Genomic DNA, 17104 nt, shown 5'->3' with positions numbered 1-17104 from the left:
GTCCACACACACCGACAGGCCGCTTTGGTCGCGGTATGGGAGCATGTCCTGCTCCCATACCGACGAAAGGCCGCGCCCGGGACCAGGCACGGCCTCCAGAATCTCTGAATCAGTCCAGATGTTTCATGGTGGGAAGTACTCCTATGCGTATGTGATCGTCATTCGTTTCCATCCCCCGCCGTTTCAGAGACCGGATCATCGCGCCCTTAATAGAGCTTCGCGCCCGCCGGAATGTGCGGATCCACCATCAGGCAGTGGAGCTTCTCCACGCCCTCCTCATGATGGACCGCGGAGATGATCATGCCGCAGGAGTCGATCCCCATCATCTTCCGGGGCGGAAGGTTCGTGATGGCGATGAGGGTCTTGCCCAGCAGCTCCTCCGGCTCATAGGTGTCGTGGATGCCGCTCAGGATCACCCGGTCGGTGCCGGTGCCGTCGTCCAGAACGAACTTCAGCAGCTTCTTGCTCTTGGGCACAGCGGTGCAGTCCTTGACCTTGACGGCCCGGAAGTCGGACTTGGCAAAGGTCTCAAAGTCCACGAAATCCTGGAAGAGGGGCTCGATCTCCACCTTGGAGAAATCGATCTTCTCGTCGGTGACCACCACCGGCTCGGCCCGCTTCTCGGCCTTGGCGGAGGTGTCCTTCTTATCCAGGGGCTTCATGGTGGGGAAGAGGATGACGTCCCGGATGGAATCGCTGTTGGTCAGCAGCATCACGCAGCGGTCGATGCCGATGCCCAGGCCGCCCGTGGGGGGCAGACCGTACTCCAGGGCGGTGATATAGTCTTCATCCATCATGCCGGCCTCATCGTCGCCCTTGGCGCGCAGCTCGACCTGCTTCTGGAAGCGGCCGCGCTGGTCAATGGGATCGTTGAGCTCGGAGAAGGCGTTGCCCATCTCACTGTGGCAGATGAACAGCTCAAAGCGCTCGGTGAGGCGGGGGTCCTTGGGGGAGCGCTTGGCCAGGGGGGAGACGTCCACGGGATGCATGGTGATAAAGGTGGGCTGGATCAACTTCTCCTCCACCTTCTGGTCAAAGCACTCGTAGAGGGCGTTGCCCCAGGTGGGATCGGCCGTCTCGGGCAGCTCCACACCGATGGACTTGGCCATGGCCACCGCCTCGGCGTCGTCGGAGACCGCCATAAAGTCAAGGCCCGTGTACTTCTTGACCGCCTCGGCCATGGTCAGGCGGGGCCAGCCGGGCGCCAGGCAGATCTTCTCTCCCTGCCACTCCACATCGTAGGTGCCCAGGATCTTGTCCGCGGCGGAGGAGAGCAGGTCCTCAAAGAGGTCCATCATATCGTTGAAGTCGGCATAGGCCTCATAGAGCTCCACCGTGGTGAACTCGGGGTTGTGCTTGGGGTCCATGCCCTCGTTGCGGAAGATGCGGCCGATCTCATACACCCGCTCCATGCCGCCCACCACCAGGCGCTTGAGGGGCAGCTCGGTGGCGATGCGCATGTACATGTCGATGTCCAGGGTGTTGTGATGGGTGATGAAGGGACGGGCCGTGGCGCCGCCGGAGATGGTGTTGAGCACGGGGGTCTCCACTTCCATATAGCCCCGGTTGTCCAGGAAGCTGCGCACATGCTGAATGAACTTGGAGCGGATGACAAAGGCCCGGCGCACCTCGGGATTCATGATGAGGTCCACATAGCGCTGACGGTACCGGGTCTCCCGGTCGGTCAGACCGTGGAACTTCTCCGGCAGGGGCAGCAGGGACTTGGAGAGCAGGGTGACCGAGTGGGCCTTCACGGAGATCTCGCCCCGCTTGGTGCGGAACACTTCGCCCTCCACGCCCACGATGTCGCCGATATCCACCTTCTTGAACTTGGCAAAGGCCTCCTCGCCCAGCTCGTCGATGCGGACATAGATCTGGATGCGGCCCTGTCCGTCCTGCAGGTCGCAGAACACGGCCTTGCCCATGCCGCGCTTGGACATGAGACGTCCGGCGATGGCCTTGATCTGGCCCTCCATCGCCTCAAAATTCTCCCGGATCTCGGTGCTGTGGGCAGTTACCGGAAAGCGGGTCTGCTGGAAGGGATCCTCGCCGGCGTCCTGGAGCTCCTTGAGCTTGGCGCGCCGGATCTGAAGCAGCTCAGACAGAGAGGGCTCCTCCTGCTGGGGATTCTTCTTCTCTTCACTCATGCGTCTGTTCTTCCTCTCTTTTATGCCTTCTGAATGTTCAGGATCTTATAGTACAGGGTGCCGGCGGGGGCCTCCACCTCCACCTCGTCGCCCACGGCCTTGCCCAGCAGCGCCTTGCCGAAGGGGGAGTCCTCAGAGATCAGGCCGTTCATGGGGTCGGCCTCCTGAGAGCCCACCACCTCATACTGGACCTCTTCCTCAAACTCCTTGTCCAGCACCGTGATGCGGCTGCCCAGCCGGACCATGGTGGTGTCGTCGCTGTGCTCGTCCTCAATGACGATGCAGTTGGCCAGGATGTTCTCCACCTCCGCAATGCGGGAGTAGAGCTTGCCCTGCTCGTTTTTCGCCTCGTCGTACTCGCTGTTCTCGGACAGGTCGCCGAAGGAGCGGGCCTCCTTGATCTGATCGGCCACTTCCTTCTCACGCACCGTCTTGAGATAATTGAGCTCCTCTTTCAGCTTTTCAAAGCGCTCGGGGCTCAGCTTATATTCTTTTGCCATTGCCGTGCACACCTTTCTTTTCGCCGGAAATATGAGAAATGAGCCGTCTCCGGCTCGCAATCCTCCAGACTATCATTTTGTGTTTATACATTATATGTAGTTTGTCCGGTCCTGTCAAGTCATTTGCGCCGCCGCACTGGAAGATATTTCTATGTCCTCCAGCGCAAGCCGCCCCTCTTCCCAGAGCAGCGCCGCAAAGGCTCGTACCTCCACTTCATCCGGTACCGGACGCACGGGATGGAGTTCCAGTCCGCCCAGGGAGAGCCCGGGGGCGCACAGCACCAGATCCTCCGGTCCGGTCTCCCCCTCCGGCGGCGTGAACCAGAGGCGCACCTGGGCGCCCCTTCCGTTCTCCAGCACCGGGATGCCGTACTCCCGCTCCAGCCACTGGGCCAGCTCCCGTCCCTCCTCGCCCGCCCGGATCACCAGACGGCGGACCCGGGGGACCAGGGTGCAGGCCGCGTCAAAGAGGCTCCGGTCCACCCGGCTGCCCAGAAGGACCACCGTGGCCCCGGTCTCCGGGACCCCGTGCTCCGCCAGGTAGGTCCCCGCCAGCCGGGCGGCCAGGGCTTGGCAGAGCCCGCCGGGGTCCACTGCCTGCAAGCCGCTCTCGTGCAAAAGGTCCCAGAGCGGGAAGCCCGGCGGCGTGAGGCAGCGGCGGCAGCCCGCTTTCCGCAGAAGCTGCGCGCCCCGCTTCACCCGCCGGTTCCGGGCCGCGGGGGAGAGCGCGGCGGGCGCGGGTATACCGGCACGGCATACCCGCAGTCCTTCTAGGCGCACCTCTTCCACCGTACTTCTCCAGCCCCGCCGCTCTTCCAGGACCATCCAACCGATCATACCCTCACCTCAGAGGGAGGGTATGCAGCAAAATCTCATCTTATGCCGCGATCCCCAGCAGCTCCAGAGCCGCCTGGAACTGCTCGTCTTCCGCCAGAGGCAGCACCCCGGCCGTGAACTCGGCCTGATCCTCCTCGGAAAGGGCGATCTCCCGGTCCAGGTGCAGTCCGGTTCCGATGAGGCTCACACCGTTGCCGGTAAAATACTCGGCGGTGGAGATCCCCAGAGCGCCCCCGTTGAGCAGGGGAAAGAGCTGCTGGGAGTATCCCTTTCCGCTGGTGGGGGTCCCGATCACCACGGCCGCCCCCTCCTCCTGGAGCTCGGCGGCAAAGATCTCCGCCGCGCTGTATGTATTCTCATTGACCAGTACCGCCATGGGGAGGTCCACACATGCCGCGTCCGATTCATAGATCTTTTCCGCGCCGGTGTGGCTGCGGGTCTGGAAGATGGGGCCCTCCGGCAGCAGGAAATCCAGCATGGGGATGAGCTCATCCAGATAGCCGCCCCCGTTGTCCCGCATATCAAAGACCAGCGCGGTGGCCCCCTGACTCTGAAGGTCGGTGACGGCCTCCTTCACCCGGTCGGCGCTTCCCGCAAAGAAGTTGGAGAGCTTGACATAGCCCACGCCGTTCTCCAGGTACTCGTAGGAGACCGGGTCGGTCTGGATGCTCTTGCGCACCAGCTCCACCTCCCGACGGTTCCCATCGAAACCCTGGACGGTGAGACGGACGGTGCTCCCCTCTTCTCCCGCGATGCGGTCGGGGGCCTCATACCGCGCCTCTCCGGCAATATCCTCGCCGTCCACCGCGGTGATGATCTCGCCCTCGACCAGCCCCGCCTCTTCGGCTGAGCCGCCCGGCACCACGGCGCGGATGGTCAGTCCCGCTTCGCTGGTGTAGTCCACGGTGACGCCGATGCCCACATAGACATTGGCCCGGCGCTCCTGCTCGGCCTGGTATGCCTCCTCGTCCAGATAATAGGACCAGCGGTCTCCCAGGCCCTCGATCATGCCGGACAGGGCCTGATCGGTCACCTCCTCCGTCTTCTCCCCCACGAACTGGGTCTTGACCAGCGTGATCCCCTGGAGCAGGGAGAGTCCATCCCGTCCCAGCACCAGCCATGCCGCGCATCCCAGCACGATCAGCGTCACCACCAGCGTGGCCGCAGCCGTACCGATGAGAGCGCCCACGCCAAAGCGTTTTTTCTGCTTTCTTTTTTCTTCCATAGCGGACCTCCTTGCCGGATGAAACAGAGGGGAGCGCGGATCCCGCGCTCCCCTCCTTCGTGCTCTATTCTATGACAGCTTACCAGTTATATGCGCGTACAAACGAGTTATACAGTCCCGGGAAGCACTTCTCCGGGTCGGTCCGGGTGTAGTTGACCCGGATCTCCAGATGCAGATGGTTTCCGGTGGAGGAACCCGTGGTCCCCACATAGCCGATGACCTGTCCCTGGCTCACCATCTGTCCCTCGGACACCGCCCGGCTGCTCATGTGGGCATAGAGGGTGGAGTTGCCGTTGCCGTGGTCGATGACCACATAGTTTCCGTAGGAACTGTGATAGGCCGACGTGACCACCTGTCCGCCCTTGCAGGCCTTGATGGCCGTGCCGCCGGGCGCCGGGATGTCAATGCCGGTGTGGCTCTGGGGCCGATGGGTGATGGGATGGATCCGGTAGCCAAAGGCAGAAGTGAGCTTATAGTAGCCGGGCAGGGGCCACAGATAGTCGCCGCCCGGGTCCAGAACGATGTTGTTCTGCTTACGCTCTTCCTCCAGCTTCTTCTGCTTGGCCACGATCTCCTTCTGGATCTCAGCGGCCGCCGCGCTCTCAGCCTCCAGCTGACGGTTGACCTCAGCGGCGTCGGCGTTGATCTGATCCAGCAGTGCCTGGGCCTCGGCCACCTTCTGCTTCTGCTCGGCCTTTTTGGCCTCCTGCTCCGCTTTCTTGGCCTCCTGCTCGGCGCGTGCCGTCTCCAGATCGGCCTTGAGGATCTCGATCTGCTTACGGGTGGCCACCAGCTCGTCCATGACGGCCTGGTCATAGCTCATGATCTCATCAACCATGTTGATCCGGTCCAGCAGATCGGTAAAGTCCTCCGCCTGGAAGATGATGGACCAGTAGGAGACATTTCCGCCCTCCTCCATGGCCCGCACCCGCTGGCAGAAGAGCTCGTACTGGGCCTCTTCCCGGGCCACAGCCTCCACCCGCTCGGCTTCCTTCTGGGCGATCTCGCCGTCATAATAGGTGATCTGGTTCTGGATGTTGGTCAGCTCCGTGTTGATGGCCTCCAGCTGCTGCTGAAGGATGTTCCGCTTGGCCTGGGCATCCGCCTGATCGTTCTTAAGGTCATTCAGCTCCTGCTTGAGCTCCTCCTGGCGGTCTTTGGAGGCCTGCTGCTCCTGCTTGAGCTTGTCGATCTCCGACTGGCTCACTGCGCCGGCCGTGCCGCTGACGATCATGCTGACCATGGGCAGGATCATCAGCGCCGCCATCAGCAGCGCAAGCCCTGCCACCACCACGCGGTGAACGCCCCACTTCTCCTTTTCCGGTTTCTTTCTTGTCTGCTTCGCCATAGACATATTACTCCTTGTATTAAACCTGAAGGAACTTACGGATCGCCATCAAGCTTCCTCCCACACCGATCACAAAACCGGTGCCCAGGAAGACGCCCAGCACCATCATGGCCATCTGCTCAAAGGGCAGAATGGTGATGAGCTGCATGGTGTCCGATGCGTTGATGGCCTTTCCGATGAGGGTATACACGCCCCACTGGATGAGGTAGGCCAGCAGCGCGCCCACCAGTCCCAGGATCAATCCCTCAAACACAAAGGGCCAGCGCACAAATCCGTTGGTGGCGCCGCACATCTTCATGATGGCGATCTCCTCCCGGCGGTTGAAGGTGGCCAGCTTGATGGTGTTGGTGATGATGAAGAGAGAGACCAGCAGCAAAATGGCCACCAGGATCACCGCCACGCCGCTTGCCACGTTGCGCACCACGGTGAAGCCCTCCGCAACCTCATAGGCCGCGCTGGTCTCCGCCACGCCGGTGATCCCCTTCACCTGCTCCACCGTCTGTCGGAGCTGGTTGAGATCGTTCACATGGATCCGGAAGCGGTCCCGCAGCACCGTATCGGGCAGGCTCTCAAAGAGTTCGGTCTCCTCCTGCTTGGCAGCAAATTCCTCTTTGGCCTGCCCCCGGCTCATAAATTCTGCCGACGCCACATTGGGTACCGCCAGAATCTGTTCCTCCAGGGCACGGGCCTGCTCCTCGGTGTAGGTCTCGTCGATGTAGGCCAGAAACTCATTCTGTTTCTCGAAGTCCCCCAGCATATTGTCCAGGTTGACCGCCACCAGAGAGAAGGAACCCATGATCAGCAGACAGCAGATGATCATACACACCGCCGCAAAGGACATCAGTCCATGGGTAAAGATGCTCTGAAAGCCCTCTACAAAAAAGTAACCAATATTAAATCGTCTCATTGTCGTAATACCCGCCCATTCCGTCGCTGATGATCCGTCCGTTTTCGATGGCGATCACCCGCTTGGCAAAGCGGTTGACCAGCTCCTTCTCATGGGTGACCACCAGCACGGTGGTGCCAAGCTCATTGATCTTCTCCAGCAGCATCATGATCTCCAGTGAGCGCTGGGGGTCCAGGTTTCCCGTGGGCTCGTCCGCGATGATCATGCTGGGATTGTTGACCAGCGCCCGGGCGATGGCCACGCGCTGCTGTTCGCCGCCCGAGAGCTCATCCGGCCGCCGGTCGGCTTTGGTGTCCAGTCCCACCAGCTCCAGCACGTAGGCGATGCGCTTCTTGATCTCCCGGGGGGAGGCGCCCACGGCCCGCATGGCAAAGACCAGATTGTCGTAGATACTCTTCTTCTCGATCAGGCGGAAGTCCTGAAAGATGACACCCAGAGTCCGGCGCATATAGGGCACCTGTCTGGGCCGGATGGTGTTCAGGTTATAGCCGTTGACCATGAGACGTCCATCGGTGGGGGCCACCTCCGCCGTGATCAGCTTGATGATGGTGGACTTTCCCGAACCGGAGGGGCCGACCAGAAAGACAAATTCCCCGTCGTCAATGCGCATGGAAATGCCCTTCAATGCCTTGGTCCCATTGTCATAGGCCTTATAGATATCGATAAAACGAATCATAACTACCTCTTTTATGTAAAGGAACTGTATAAGAAGAATGCAGAATACAGAGTGCTCCTGTGTTTCTGTATTCTGCATCGTTCCATATCCGGCTCTGCCGGTATTGCCGCGGATCCCGGGCGCTGTCACGCCGCAGCGGTCCGCAGACTTCTCATGCTCAGTTGTCGATGCCGCGGGAGATGAGGTACTTCTTGACCATCAGGGCCACCTTGAAGGTGATGGCGTCGTCGAACTCCCGCAGGTCCAGACCGGTGAGCTTCTTGATCTTCTCCAGGCGGTAGACCAGGGTATTCCGGTGGACGAAGAGCTTCCGGGCGGTCTCGGACACGTTCAGGTTGTTCTCAAAGAACTTGTTGATGGTAAAGAGGGTCTCCTGATCCAGCGCGTCAATGGGATTCTTCTTAAAGACCTCCTGCAGGAACATCTCACACAGGGTGGTGGGCAGCTGATAAATCAGGCGGCCGATACCCAGGTTCTCGTAGTTGATGATGGACTTCTCAGTGTCAAAGACCTTGCCCACCTCGATGGCCACCTGGGCCTCCTTGTAGGCGCGGGCCAGATCCCGGATGTGCCCCACGATGGTGCCGATACCGATGACTACCTTGATGTTGAGCTCCTCGGTGATGGCCTCTTCCACCTGCTTGGCGATCTTGTAGAGGTCCTTGCCCTCGGTCCCCTCGTTGAGCTGCTTGATGAGAGCCACATCGGTCTCGCTGATGGAGAGCACAAAGTCGGTCTGCTTGTCGGGGAAGAGATTCTGCACCACGTCGATGGCGGCCACATCATTGCTCTCCACCTGACGGATCAGGAACACGGCCCGGGGCAGCTCGGAGACAAAATGAAGCTCCTTGGCCCGGACATAGATATCGCCCAGAAGAATGTTGTCCGAAATAATATTCTTGATAAAAGTCGCCTTGTCGTGCTTTTCCTCATAATAGGTCTTGGCGCCATTGAGGGCCACCACCGCCATGGAGCACACCAGCTTTGCCTCGGCGTCATCTCCACGGACAAAGGCGGCATAGTCAAACTGGGAGCCCCAGCCGGTCAGGGTCTTGAAGGTGCGGCCCTCATAGGCCACGGCGTTGCCCTCACCACTGTTGACCGCCTCTACCACACCAGGCCAACGCTCGCCAATGCAGGTAAGCTCGTTGCAGGCGACCACCGTTCCCTCGGAGTCGATCACGCCGATGGCCCGGTCCGTGCTGTCCTTCATTTGGAGAACGACGCTTTGAAAAATCCTGCTAGACATTTACAATGCCCCCCTAAACTTTGTACTTGCGTTGGGAACCCTTCTCAAAAATTCACACGCATTTCTACCATTTCACTCATATGGAACTATTATAGCGGCTTTTTTTTCTCTTTTCAATAGGTTGTGTAAAGTTTTTTGTGGAAAATGCCGAACTACAGCGTTTCCTTTCTGCCCGCGCGGGGCCCATGCTCCCGCAGTGCCTGTACTTCCTCCGCTGACAGAGGGCGCCATTGTCCCTTCTCCAGCGACGGGTCCAGCACCAGAGGCCCCATGGTCAGACGCTTGAGATAGACCACCGGCTTCCCCCGATCCTCCAGCATCCGCTTGATCTGGTGGTACTTTCCCTCCCGCAGGGTGACAATCCCCTCATCCGGGCGCTCCAGGCGCTCCAGACCGGCGGGCAGGCATTCCAGTCCATCCTCCAGCTTCATCCCGGCGGCAAAGGCGGCGCAGTCCTCCTGATTCAGGACCCCGTCAACCCGCACAAAGTAGGTCTTGTCCACATGCTTGCGCGGGGAGAGCAGATCGTGGGCCAGCGCCCCGTCATTGGTCAGCAGCAGCAGTCCCTCCGTATCCCGGTCCAGCCGCCCGGCCGGAAAGAGCCCGATCCGCTTCAGGTGGGGCGGCAGCAGATCCAGCACGGTCTTCTGCCGTGGGTCCTCGGTGGCAGAGACCACCCCTCCCGGCTTGTGCAGCATGAGATAGGTGTACTTCTCCCCGGAGACCGGGAGGCCGTCCACCTCCAGCACCAGCCCCTCCCGGTCGTATTTTTCCTCCGCAGAGCGCGCCTTGCTTCCATTCACCGTCACCCGGCCGGCGCGCACCAGCTCTTTGACCTCCCGCCGGGACCAGCGTCCCGTACCAGAGAGGATCTTATCCAGTCGTTCCATGTTCCTTGCTCCGTTTCTTCCATCGCCTTCCGGCGCGAGATCCAATCGGTGTTATTGTATCATATTTTTTTCCGGGTGCACATATCCATAGAGACAAAGAATGGAAAGGAGCGTTGCGCTGTGTTTATTTGGACGACTCGGCTCAGCCGGGGGCGCATCGTCGCCGGCGTTGCGGCCGCCGTGCTGATCTGCGGCTGTGTGCTGACAGGTGTGGCGGCTTTGCAGACACAGGATGCGGAGGCTTCCGCCACGGTCAGCGGCAAGGGGATCAAAACCAACGAGGATCGGATCGCCTATCTGGCCTCCTATGGCTGGGAGGTCTCCCCCGAGCCCATCTCGGTGGAGGAACTGCAGATCCCGGAAGAATTTGACGACACATACACCCAATATCTGGAGCTTCAGGCACAACAGGGCTTTGACCTGACCAAATACCGCGGAAAGCGGGTCAAACGCTATACGTATGCCGTCACCAACTATCCAACGGGAGAGAGCGGTGTTCAGGCCGGTCTGCTCCTCTATCGAAACACCGTGATCGGCGGGGACGTGTTGTCCAACGCACTGGGCGGCTTTATCCACGGTCTGACCATGCCCACCTGAAAAATCTCATAAAAAATGTTCCAGGAAAAAATTCCTGGAACATTTTTCTATTCCACCGCAAGGGTCTTCATGCTCAAAAATAGAAATTTGACGTACATTCCCATGGCCGTCAGCAGCAGCACATTGGCCAGGATGGTCACAAAGCGCATGACGCCGGCCGGCGTGGGCAGCAGGCTCAGCACGTAGCTGAAGACCGCCACAGCGGTTACGATGATATAGAGCAGCGCCGCCTGCTCTCCCTGCGCCGCCAGGCCGTCCGCTCTCCGCTCCATCAGCTGTCCGCACGTGGCCCGACAGCAGAATCGGACCACCAGACAGACTAGGATCTGTGCGATGCAGCTGAGGAGGAGCACCAGTACCGGAAGGATCTCAAGGGTGATCATCACTCCCAGAATGGATGCCGCGATCGAACCGGCAAAGACCACAACCACATTGGCAATGGAAAAGTGGAAGGCCAGCTGATAGGACCCGTCAACACTGCGCAGGGTGTACAGCCCCGCCAGTGTCATCGCCATGCATCCCAGGCTCAAAAATCCGGAGAAGAACAGCTGGCTCAATCCCACCAGATTGGCCAGGCCCAGCAGGAGCTGAAGCCCTTCCGCCGCCAGCAACAGCTGCAATCCCTGGTTCAGGGCGCGATTTTTTGTCATGTGATTATGAACTCCTTTCCGATCCGCTCTTCCCCTCCAGCACGTGGAGGTTGAAGTGCGGATAGGTCAAATCAATCCCCGCGCGGTCAAAGGCCGCACGTACCTGCTCCAGCAGGTCAAAATAGAGAGACCAGTAATCCTCCGTCCGGCACCAGACCCGCACCGTATATTCCACCGAGCTGTCCCGGAAGGCCGACAGGCGCACAAAGGGCTCCGGATCGGAGAGCGCCATCGGATGGGCATCGATCACACCCCGAATGGCCCCGATCACCGCCTCCGTGGTGTCATCATAGGAGGTATTGAAGGTCAGATCCACCCGGCGGTTCTCCTGAGCGTTATAATTGACGATCTTGGCCGCCGAGATCTCACTGTTGGGCACAAAAATGATCTTGTTATCCACCGTCACCAGCTTGGTGTGGGACATGCTGATCTCCGCCACCGTTCCGCTGACGCTGTTGGTCTCGATGTAGTCCCCCACTTTAAAGGGCTTGGACAGTAGGACCTGGATCCCTCCCGCCAGATTGGACAAGCTCCCCTGTACGGCCAGGGAAATGGCAAGGCCGACCACGCTCAACACGGCCACCAGAGAGGTCACGTCGATGTTCAGGGCGCTGGCCACAATCAGCGCAAACAGGAACCAGAGCAGGATGTTCACACTGGTCCGCAAAAAGGTATGCAGGCTCTTTTCGATCTTCCCGCGCTCCAAAATCCGATTCAAAAAGTGCTGGATCACTTTGATCACGGCAAGACAGCATACGATCAGGAGTGCCAATGAGATCAGTCTTGCAGGGGTCAGTCCGGTAAAATCCTTCAGGATGGGGGCCAGTCCGGTGGAATCAACCACTTCATTGATCACATCGGTAACGGAACTTCCCGCGGTATCCAAAATCTCATCCACCGGTCCAGCGGTTGCACTGGGCGATGGAATGGGTGTAGCAGACATCTGATTCGACTCCTTTCCAAAGACTCATAATCTGATTTCCAGGAAACACAGTGTATCATAATTTGATGGAAAGGGCAAGTTTCTGTCAAAGTCTGTCCACCCAGCCATTCGGTAAAAAAAGAGCGGCGGTCCCTAAGGACCGCCGCTCTGAAAGAGCTTAAATTACTCCTCGATGTCGATGACGACGCCGGAACCAACGGTACGGCCGCCCTCGCGGATAGCGAAGCGCAGGCCCTTCTCGATGGCGATGGGGGTGATCAGCTCGACCTTCATGTCGACGTTATCGCCGGGCATGCACATCTCGGTGCCCTCGGGCAGGGTGATGACGCCGGTCACGTCGGTGGTACGGAAGTAGAACTGAGGACGATAGTTGTTGAAGAAGGGGGTGTGACGGCCGCCCTCGTCCTTGCTCAGGACGTACACCTGGCCCACGAACTTGGTGTGGGGGTGAATGGAGCCGGGCTTGCACAGAACCTGACCGCGCTCGATGTCGGTCTTGGCAATGCCGCGCAGCAGGGTGCCGATGTTGTCGCCAGCCTCAGCGTAGTCCAGCAGCTTGCGGAACATCTCGATGCCGGTAACGGTGGTCTTCTTCTTCTCGTCGGACAGACCCACGATCTCGACTTCCTCGCCCATCTTGATCTGGCCACGCTCAACACGGCCAGTGGCCACGGTGCCGCGGCCGGTGATGGTGAAGACGTCCTCGACGGGCATCAGGAAGGGCAGGTCAGCCTTGCGGTCAGGAGTGGGGATGTAGCTGTCGACAGCGTCCATCAGCTCCTTGATGCAGGCGTAGTCGGGATCGTCCACGCCGCCCTCGCAGGTCAGAGCGTTCAGAGCGGAACCCTTGATGACGGGGATGTCATCGCCGGGGAACTCATAGCTGGACAGGGTCTCGCGGACCTCCATCTCAACCAGCTCCAGCAGCTCCTCGTCGTCGACCTGGTCGCACTTGTTCAGGAACACGACCATGGCGGGCACGCCGACCTGACGGGCCAGCAGGATGTGCTCCTTGGTCTGAGCCATGGGGCCGTCGGTAGCAGCGATAACCAGGATAGCGCCGTCCATCTGGGCAGCACCGGTGATCATGTTCTTGATATAGTCGGCGTGGCCCGGGCAGTCAACGTGAGCATAGTGACGAGCGTCAGTCTCGTACTCAACGTGAGCGGTGTTGATGGTGATGCCGCGCTCGCGCTCCTCGGGAGCCTTATCGATGCTGGAGTAGTCCTCGTACTGAGCCTGACCCTTCAGAGCCAGGTACTTGGTGATGGCGGCGGTCAGGGTGGTCTTGCCGTGGTCAACGTGGCCGATGGTGCCGATGTTGACATGGGGCTTAGTGCGCTCAAACTTCTGCTTAGCCATGTTTGATATCCTCCTTAAATTCAAATCAAATACATTGAAAAAGATGGGATGATGATGCTATTTTATCCTAGGAATGGATAAAATGCAACCTCATTTTTAGACCTGCTTACTCAGCGTCCTTGCGGCCGCGCTCAGCAATGATCTTCTCAGCAATGCTCTTGGGAATCTCCACATAGCTGTGAGGCTCCATGGAGTACTGGCCGCGGCCCTGAGTGGAAGAACGCAGGTCCGTAGCGTAGCCGAACATGCTGGCCAGAGGCACCAGGGCATCCACCTGGGTGGCGCCGGGACGGCTCTCCTGACCCTGGATCATGCCGCGGCGGCTGGTCAGGTCGCCGATCACGTTGCCCAGATACTCGTCGGGCACGATGACGGAAACCTTCATCACAGGCTCCAGCAGCACGGCGTCAGCCTTGCGGCAGGCCTCCTTGAAGGCCATGGAACCGGCGATCTTAAACGCCATTTCAGAGGAGTCGACCTCGTGGTAGGAGCCGAAGGTCAGGTGGACCTTCACGTCCACGACGGGGTAACCGGCCAGGATACCCGCCTGCATGGCGCCCTGGATACCGGCGTCGACCGCGGGGATATACTCCTTGGGGATGACGCCGCCGGTGATCTCGTTGAGGAACTCGTAACCCTTGCCGGGCTCGTTGGGCTCGATCTTGATGCGGACGTGACCGTACTGGCCCTTACCGCCGGACTGACGGGCATACTTGGTATCCTGCTCGACAGACTTCTTGATGGTCTCCTTGTAGGCAACCTGGGGCGCGCCCACGTTAGCCTCGACCTTGAACTCGCGGAGCAGACGGTCGACGATGATCTCCAGGTGGAGCTCGCCCATGCCGGCGATGATGGTCTGACCGGTCTCCTCATCGGTGTAGGTCTTAAAGGTGGGGTCCTCTTCGGCCAGCTTCACCAGCGCCAGGCCCATCTTCTCCTGACCAGCCTTGGTCTTGGGCTCGATGGCGACGCGGATAACGGGCTCGGGGAACTCCATGGACTCCAGAATGATGGGAGCCTTCTCATCGCAGAGGGTATCACCGGTGGTGGTGTTCTTCAGACCCACGGCGGCGGCAATGTCGCCGGAGTACACAACCTCGATGTCCTCGCGGTGGTTGGCGTGCATCTGCAGGATGCGGCCGATGCGCTCCTTCTGCTTCTTGGTGGAGTTGAGCACGGAAGAACCGGTGCTCAGAGTACCGGAGTACACACGGAAGAAGGACAGACGGCCCACATAGGGGTCAGTCATGATCTTGAAGGCCAGCGCGGAGAAGGGGGCGGAGTCGTCGGCGGGACGCTCGTCCTCTTCCTCGGTGTCGGGATCCACGCCCTTGATGGCGGGGATGTCCAGGGGGGAGGGCATGAAGTCGACGATGGCGTCGAGCAGCTTCTGCACACCCTTGTTCTTGTAAGAAGTACCACAGGTCACGGGAACCAGCAGGTTCTCGATGGTGCCGTGGCGCAGGGCAGCGCGGATCTTCTCCACGGGGACGGGCTGCTCCTCCAGGGCCAGCTCCATGATCTCGTCGTCGATGTCAGCGACAGCGTCGATGAGCTTGGTGCGGTACTCCTGAGCCAGCTCCAGCATGTCAGCGGGGATCTCCTCCACGCGCATATCCTTGCCCAGATCATCGTAGTAGATGTCGGCGTTCATCTCCACCAGGTCGATGATGCCCTTGAAGGTATCCTCGGAGCCAATGGGGAGCTGAATGGGCACGGCGTTACACTTGAGGCGGTCGTGGATCATGTTCAGCACGTTGTAGAAGTCAGCGCCCATGATGTCCATCTTATTGACGTAGATCATGCGGGGGACCTTGTAGTGGTCGGCCTGACGCCACACAGTCTCAGACTGGGGCTCAACGCCGCCCTTGGCGCACATAACGGTCACAGAGCCGTCCAGCACGCGCAGGGAGCGCTCCACCTCGACGGTGAAGTCCACGTGACCCGGGGTATCAATGATGTTGATACGGGTCTGGGGGAACTGATCCTTGGAACCCTTCCAGTAGCAGGTGGTAGCAGCGGAGGTGATGGTGATGCCGCGCTCCTGCTCCTGAGCCATCCAGTCCATGGTGGCGGTACCATCATGGGTCTCACCGATCTTGTAGTTAACACCGGTGTAGAACAGGATGCGCTCGGTGGTAGTGGTCTTACCGGCATCGATGTGAGCCATGATGCCGATGTTGCGGGTATTTTTCAGGGTAACCTTTCTAGCCATATGCTGTTACCCTCCTTACCAGCGGTAGTGAGCGAAGGCCTTGTTGGACTCGGCCATCTTGTGGGTGTCCTCGCGCTTCTTGACAGCGGAACCCAGGTTGTTGGCGGCGTCCATGATCTCGCCAGCCAGACGCTCCTTCATGGTCTTCTCGCTGCGGGCGCGGGAGTAATTGGTCAGCCAGCGCAGACCAAGGGTCTGACGGCGCTCGGGACGAACCTCGATGGGCACCTGATAGGTGGCGCCGCCGACACGACGGGCCTTGACCTCCAGGGACGGCATGATGTTCTCCAGAGCGGCAGTGAAGACCTCCAGAGGATCCTTCTCGGTCTTCTCCTTGATGATATCGAAAGCGCTGTAGACCACCTTCTGGGCCACGCCCTTCTTGCCATCCAGCATGATGCTGTTGACGAGCTTGGTCACCAGGACGGAGTTATAAAGCGGATCAGGCAGAACCTCCCGCTTGGGTACATTACCTCTTCTGGGCACTTTGCTTCCCTCCTTCATAGTATGATTTCATAGGTACTCGAACCGCTCATGCGGCCCGTGTAAAGACAAGTGCCTGCTTGTCCAGTGCCTGTCCGAGGTCTACCCTATATGGTAAACGCTCGGCAAGGCGATTTGCCTTGCGCGTAAGCGCACAATGCAATTCAAATGTGGCGCATTCCGCGCCGGTGTGCATGCATCCCTGCGGAAGATTACTTCTTCGCGCCGCCCTTGCCGGCCTTGGGACGCTTGGCGCCGTACTTGGAACGGGCCTGCATACGACCATTGACGCCCTGGGTATCCAGAGTGCCGCGGATGATGTGGTAACGAACGCCGGGCAGGTCCTTAACACGGCCGCCGCGGATCATGACCACGGAGTGCTCCTGCAGGTTGTGGCCGACACCGGGAATGTAGGCGGTGACCTCGTAGCCGTTGGTCAGACGCACACGAGCGATCTTACGCAGAGCGGAGTTAGGCTTCTTAGGAGTAGCCGTACGGACCGCGGTGCAGACACCTCGCTTCTGGGGAGAGGGCAGATCGGTCTCACGATTCTTCAGGGTGTTCAGGCCGTACTGCATGGCGGGAGAGTTGGACTTGTAGGTCGCAGCCTGACGTCCCTTGCGCACGAGCTGATTAAAAGTAGGCATGAGTAGTTCCTCCTTTCTTAATGGGTTGATTGTATTATTTTAACCGAATCTCCGAAGATGATTCCGTTAAAACCCAGTTAATAGTGCGGCCACGGCGGAACCCACCGCAATGCCGCAGGCCGTGCCCAGTTCCTTCATATGGGGCACGCGCTCCACAGGTACACCGCGCTCCCGGCAGAGGGTCTCTACCGGTTCAATGACACGGGGATCGGCGTCCTCTGCCAGAAAAACTCTGGCCGCTCTGCCATCGCCCAGCGCGCGCTTGGTCTGCTTCACACCCACGACCTTGGGGCCTGTTTTCAGTTGAGTCAGCACCATGCACGCCTCCTGTCGTTGCACTTGGAAACACCGCACAAAGGGGTATTTCCTGTCTGCGGCAGGTACACCTGCGCGATTTTGAATTATAGCATAGGAAACCCCATCCGTCA

The 17104-nt window shown here is 59.7% G+C and carries 17 protein-coding genes; 1 reads left to right on the top strand and 16 read right to left on the bottom strand.

The features are described 5' to 3' along the window. Positions 1-206: 206 nt before the first annotated feature. The 9 genes from lysS to INF37_RS02375 form a co-directional block, all read right to left on the bottom strand. Positions 207-2147 carry a lysine--tRNA ligase gene (gene lysS, locus INF37_RS02415; RefSeq protein ID WP_186962916.1) on the bottom strand — a complete coding sequence of 647 codons (1941 nt, stop codon included), beginning with the start codon at positions 2145-2147 and terminating at the stop codon, positions 207-209. Between the two features lie 20 nt (positions 2148-2167). Continuing rightward, positions 2168-2647, bottom strand: a complete 480-nt coding sequence (gene greA / locus INF37_RS02410; RefSeq protein ID WP_101693853.1) for a transcription elongation factor GreA — start codon at positions 2645-2647, stop codon at positions 2168-2170. Positions 2648-2761: 114 nt separating this feature from the next. Continuing rightward, the gene (locus tag INF37_RS02405; protein WP_193536217.1) at positions 2762-3484 is read right to left on the bottom strand and encodes a hypothetical protein; all 723 of its coding nucleotides are present in this window, start codon (positions 3482-3484) and stop codon (positions 2762-2764) included. Between the two features lie 40 nt (positions 3485-3524). Further along, on the bottom strand, positions 3525-4709 hold the full coding sequence (locus INF37_RS02400) for a S41 family peptidase (protein ID WP_193536216.1): 1185 nt from the start codon (positions 4707-4709) through the stop codon (positions 3525-3527). Positions 4710-4788: 79 nt separating this feature from the next. Next, positions 4789-6057 carry a murein hydrolase activator EnvC family protein gene (locus INF37_RS02395; protein WP_235964156.1) on the bottom strand — a complete coding sequence of 423 codons (1269 nt, stop codon included), beginning with the start codon at positions 6055-6057 and terminating at the stop codon, positions 4789-4791. A 19-nt stretch (positions 6058-6076) separates the two neighbouring features. Further along, entirely contained in the window at positions 6077-6964 is an 888-nt protein-coding gene (gene ftsX / locus INF37_RS02390) for a permease-like cell division protein FtsX (RefSeq protein ID WP_193536212.1), read from the bottom strand. Further along, complete coding sequence (gene ftsE / locus INF37_RS02385; RefSeq protein ID WP_101693859.1) at positions 6951-7640, bottom strand: cell division ATP-binding protein FtsE; 690 nt, start codon at positions 7638-7640, stop codon at positions 6951-6953. The genes ftsX and ftsE overlap by 14 nt, the downstream gene beginning before the upstream one ends. 157 nt (positions 7641-7797) lie before the next feature. Then, on the bottom strand, positions 7798-8889 hold the full coding sequence (locus tag INF37_RS02380) for a PucR family transcriptional regulator (protein WP_101693860.1): 1092 nt from the start codon (positions 8887-8889) through the stop codon (positions 7798-7800). A gap of 152 nt (positions 8890-9041) precedes the next feature. After that, positions 9042-9779 (bottom strand): pseudouridine synthase, encoded by a 738-nt coding sequence (locus INF37_RS02375; RefSeq protein WP_186962919.1) that lies wholly within the window; start codon positions 9777-9779, stop codon positions 9042-9044. Between the two features lie 120 nt (positions 9780-9899). Between INF37_RS02375 and INF37_RS02370 the strand changes: the two genes are divergently transcribed. Next, positions 9900-10376, top strand: a complete 477-nt coding sequence (locus tag INF37_RS02370) for a DUF4830 domain-containing protein (protein WP_193536210.1) — start codon at positions 9900-9902, stop codon at positions 10374-10376. 47 nt (positions 10377-10423) lie between these two features. Here INF37_RS02370 and INF37_RS02365 read toward each other — a convergent pair whose 3' ends face one another. The 7 genes from INF37_RS02365 to INF37_RS02335 form a co-directional block, all read right to left on the bottom strand. Then, positions 10424-11026, bottom strand: a complete 603-nt coding sequence (locus INF37_RS02365; protein ID WP_186962920.1) for a hypothetical protein — start codon at positions 11024-11026, stop codon at positions 10424-10426. Positions 11027-11030: 4 nt separating this feature from the next. Further along, positions 11031-11969 (bottom strand): mechanosensitive ion channel family protein, encoded by a 939-nt coding sequence (locus INF37_RS02360; protein ID WP_186962921.1) that lies wholly within the window; start codon positions 11967-11969, stop codon positions 11031-11033. A gap of 162 nt (positions 11970-12131) precedes the next feature. Then, positions 12132-13331: an elongation factor Tu gene (gene tuf, locus INF37_RS02355; protein WP_101693865.1), complete on the bottom strand. Its 1200-nt coding sequence runs from the start codon at positions 13329-13331 to the stop codon at positions 12132-12134. A gap of 106 nt (positions 13332-13437) precedes the next feature. After that, entirely contained in the window at positions 13438-15546 is a 2109-nt protein-coding gene (fusA, locus tag INF37_RS02350) for an elongation factor G (RefSeq protein ID WP_193536208.1), read from the bottom strand. 15 nt (positions 15547-15561) lie between these two features. Continuing rightward, positions 15562-16032: a 30S ribosomal protein S7 gene (rpsG, locus tag INF37_RS02345; RefSeq protein ID WP_180956904.1), complete on the bottom strand. Its 471-nt coding sequence runs from the start codon at positions 16030-16032 to the stop codon at positions 15562-15564. A 209-nt stretch (positions 16033-16241) separates the two neighbouring features. Further along, on the bottom strand, positions 16242-16676 hold the full coding sequence (rpsL, locus tag INF37_RS02340) for a 30S ribosomal protein S12 (RefSeq protein WP_101693868.1): 435 nt from the start codon (positions 16674-16676) through the stop codon (positions 16242-16244). 66 nt (positions 16677-16742) lie between these two features. Next, positions 16743-16991: a ribosomal L7Ae/L30e/S12e/Gadd45 family protein gene (locus INF37_RS02335; RefSeq protein ID WP_101694023.1), complete on the bottom strand. Its 249-nt coding sequence runs from the start codon at positions 16989-16991 to the stop codon at positions 16743-16745. Between the last annotated feature and the right edge of the window lie 113 nt (positions 16992-17104).

It is taken from the genome of Pseudoflavonifractor gallinarum (genome assembly GCF_014982855.1).
GTDB lineage: Bacteria > Bacillota > Clostridia > Oscillospirales > Oscillospiraceae > Pseudoflavonifractor_A > Pseudoflavonifractor_A gallinarum.
Note: the sequence above shows the minus strand (reverse complement) of the source record. Positions and strands in the feature narration are given on the sequence as shown.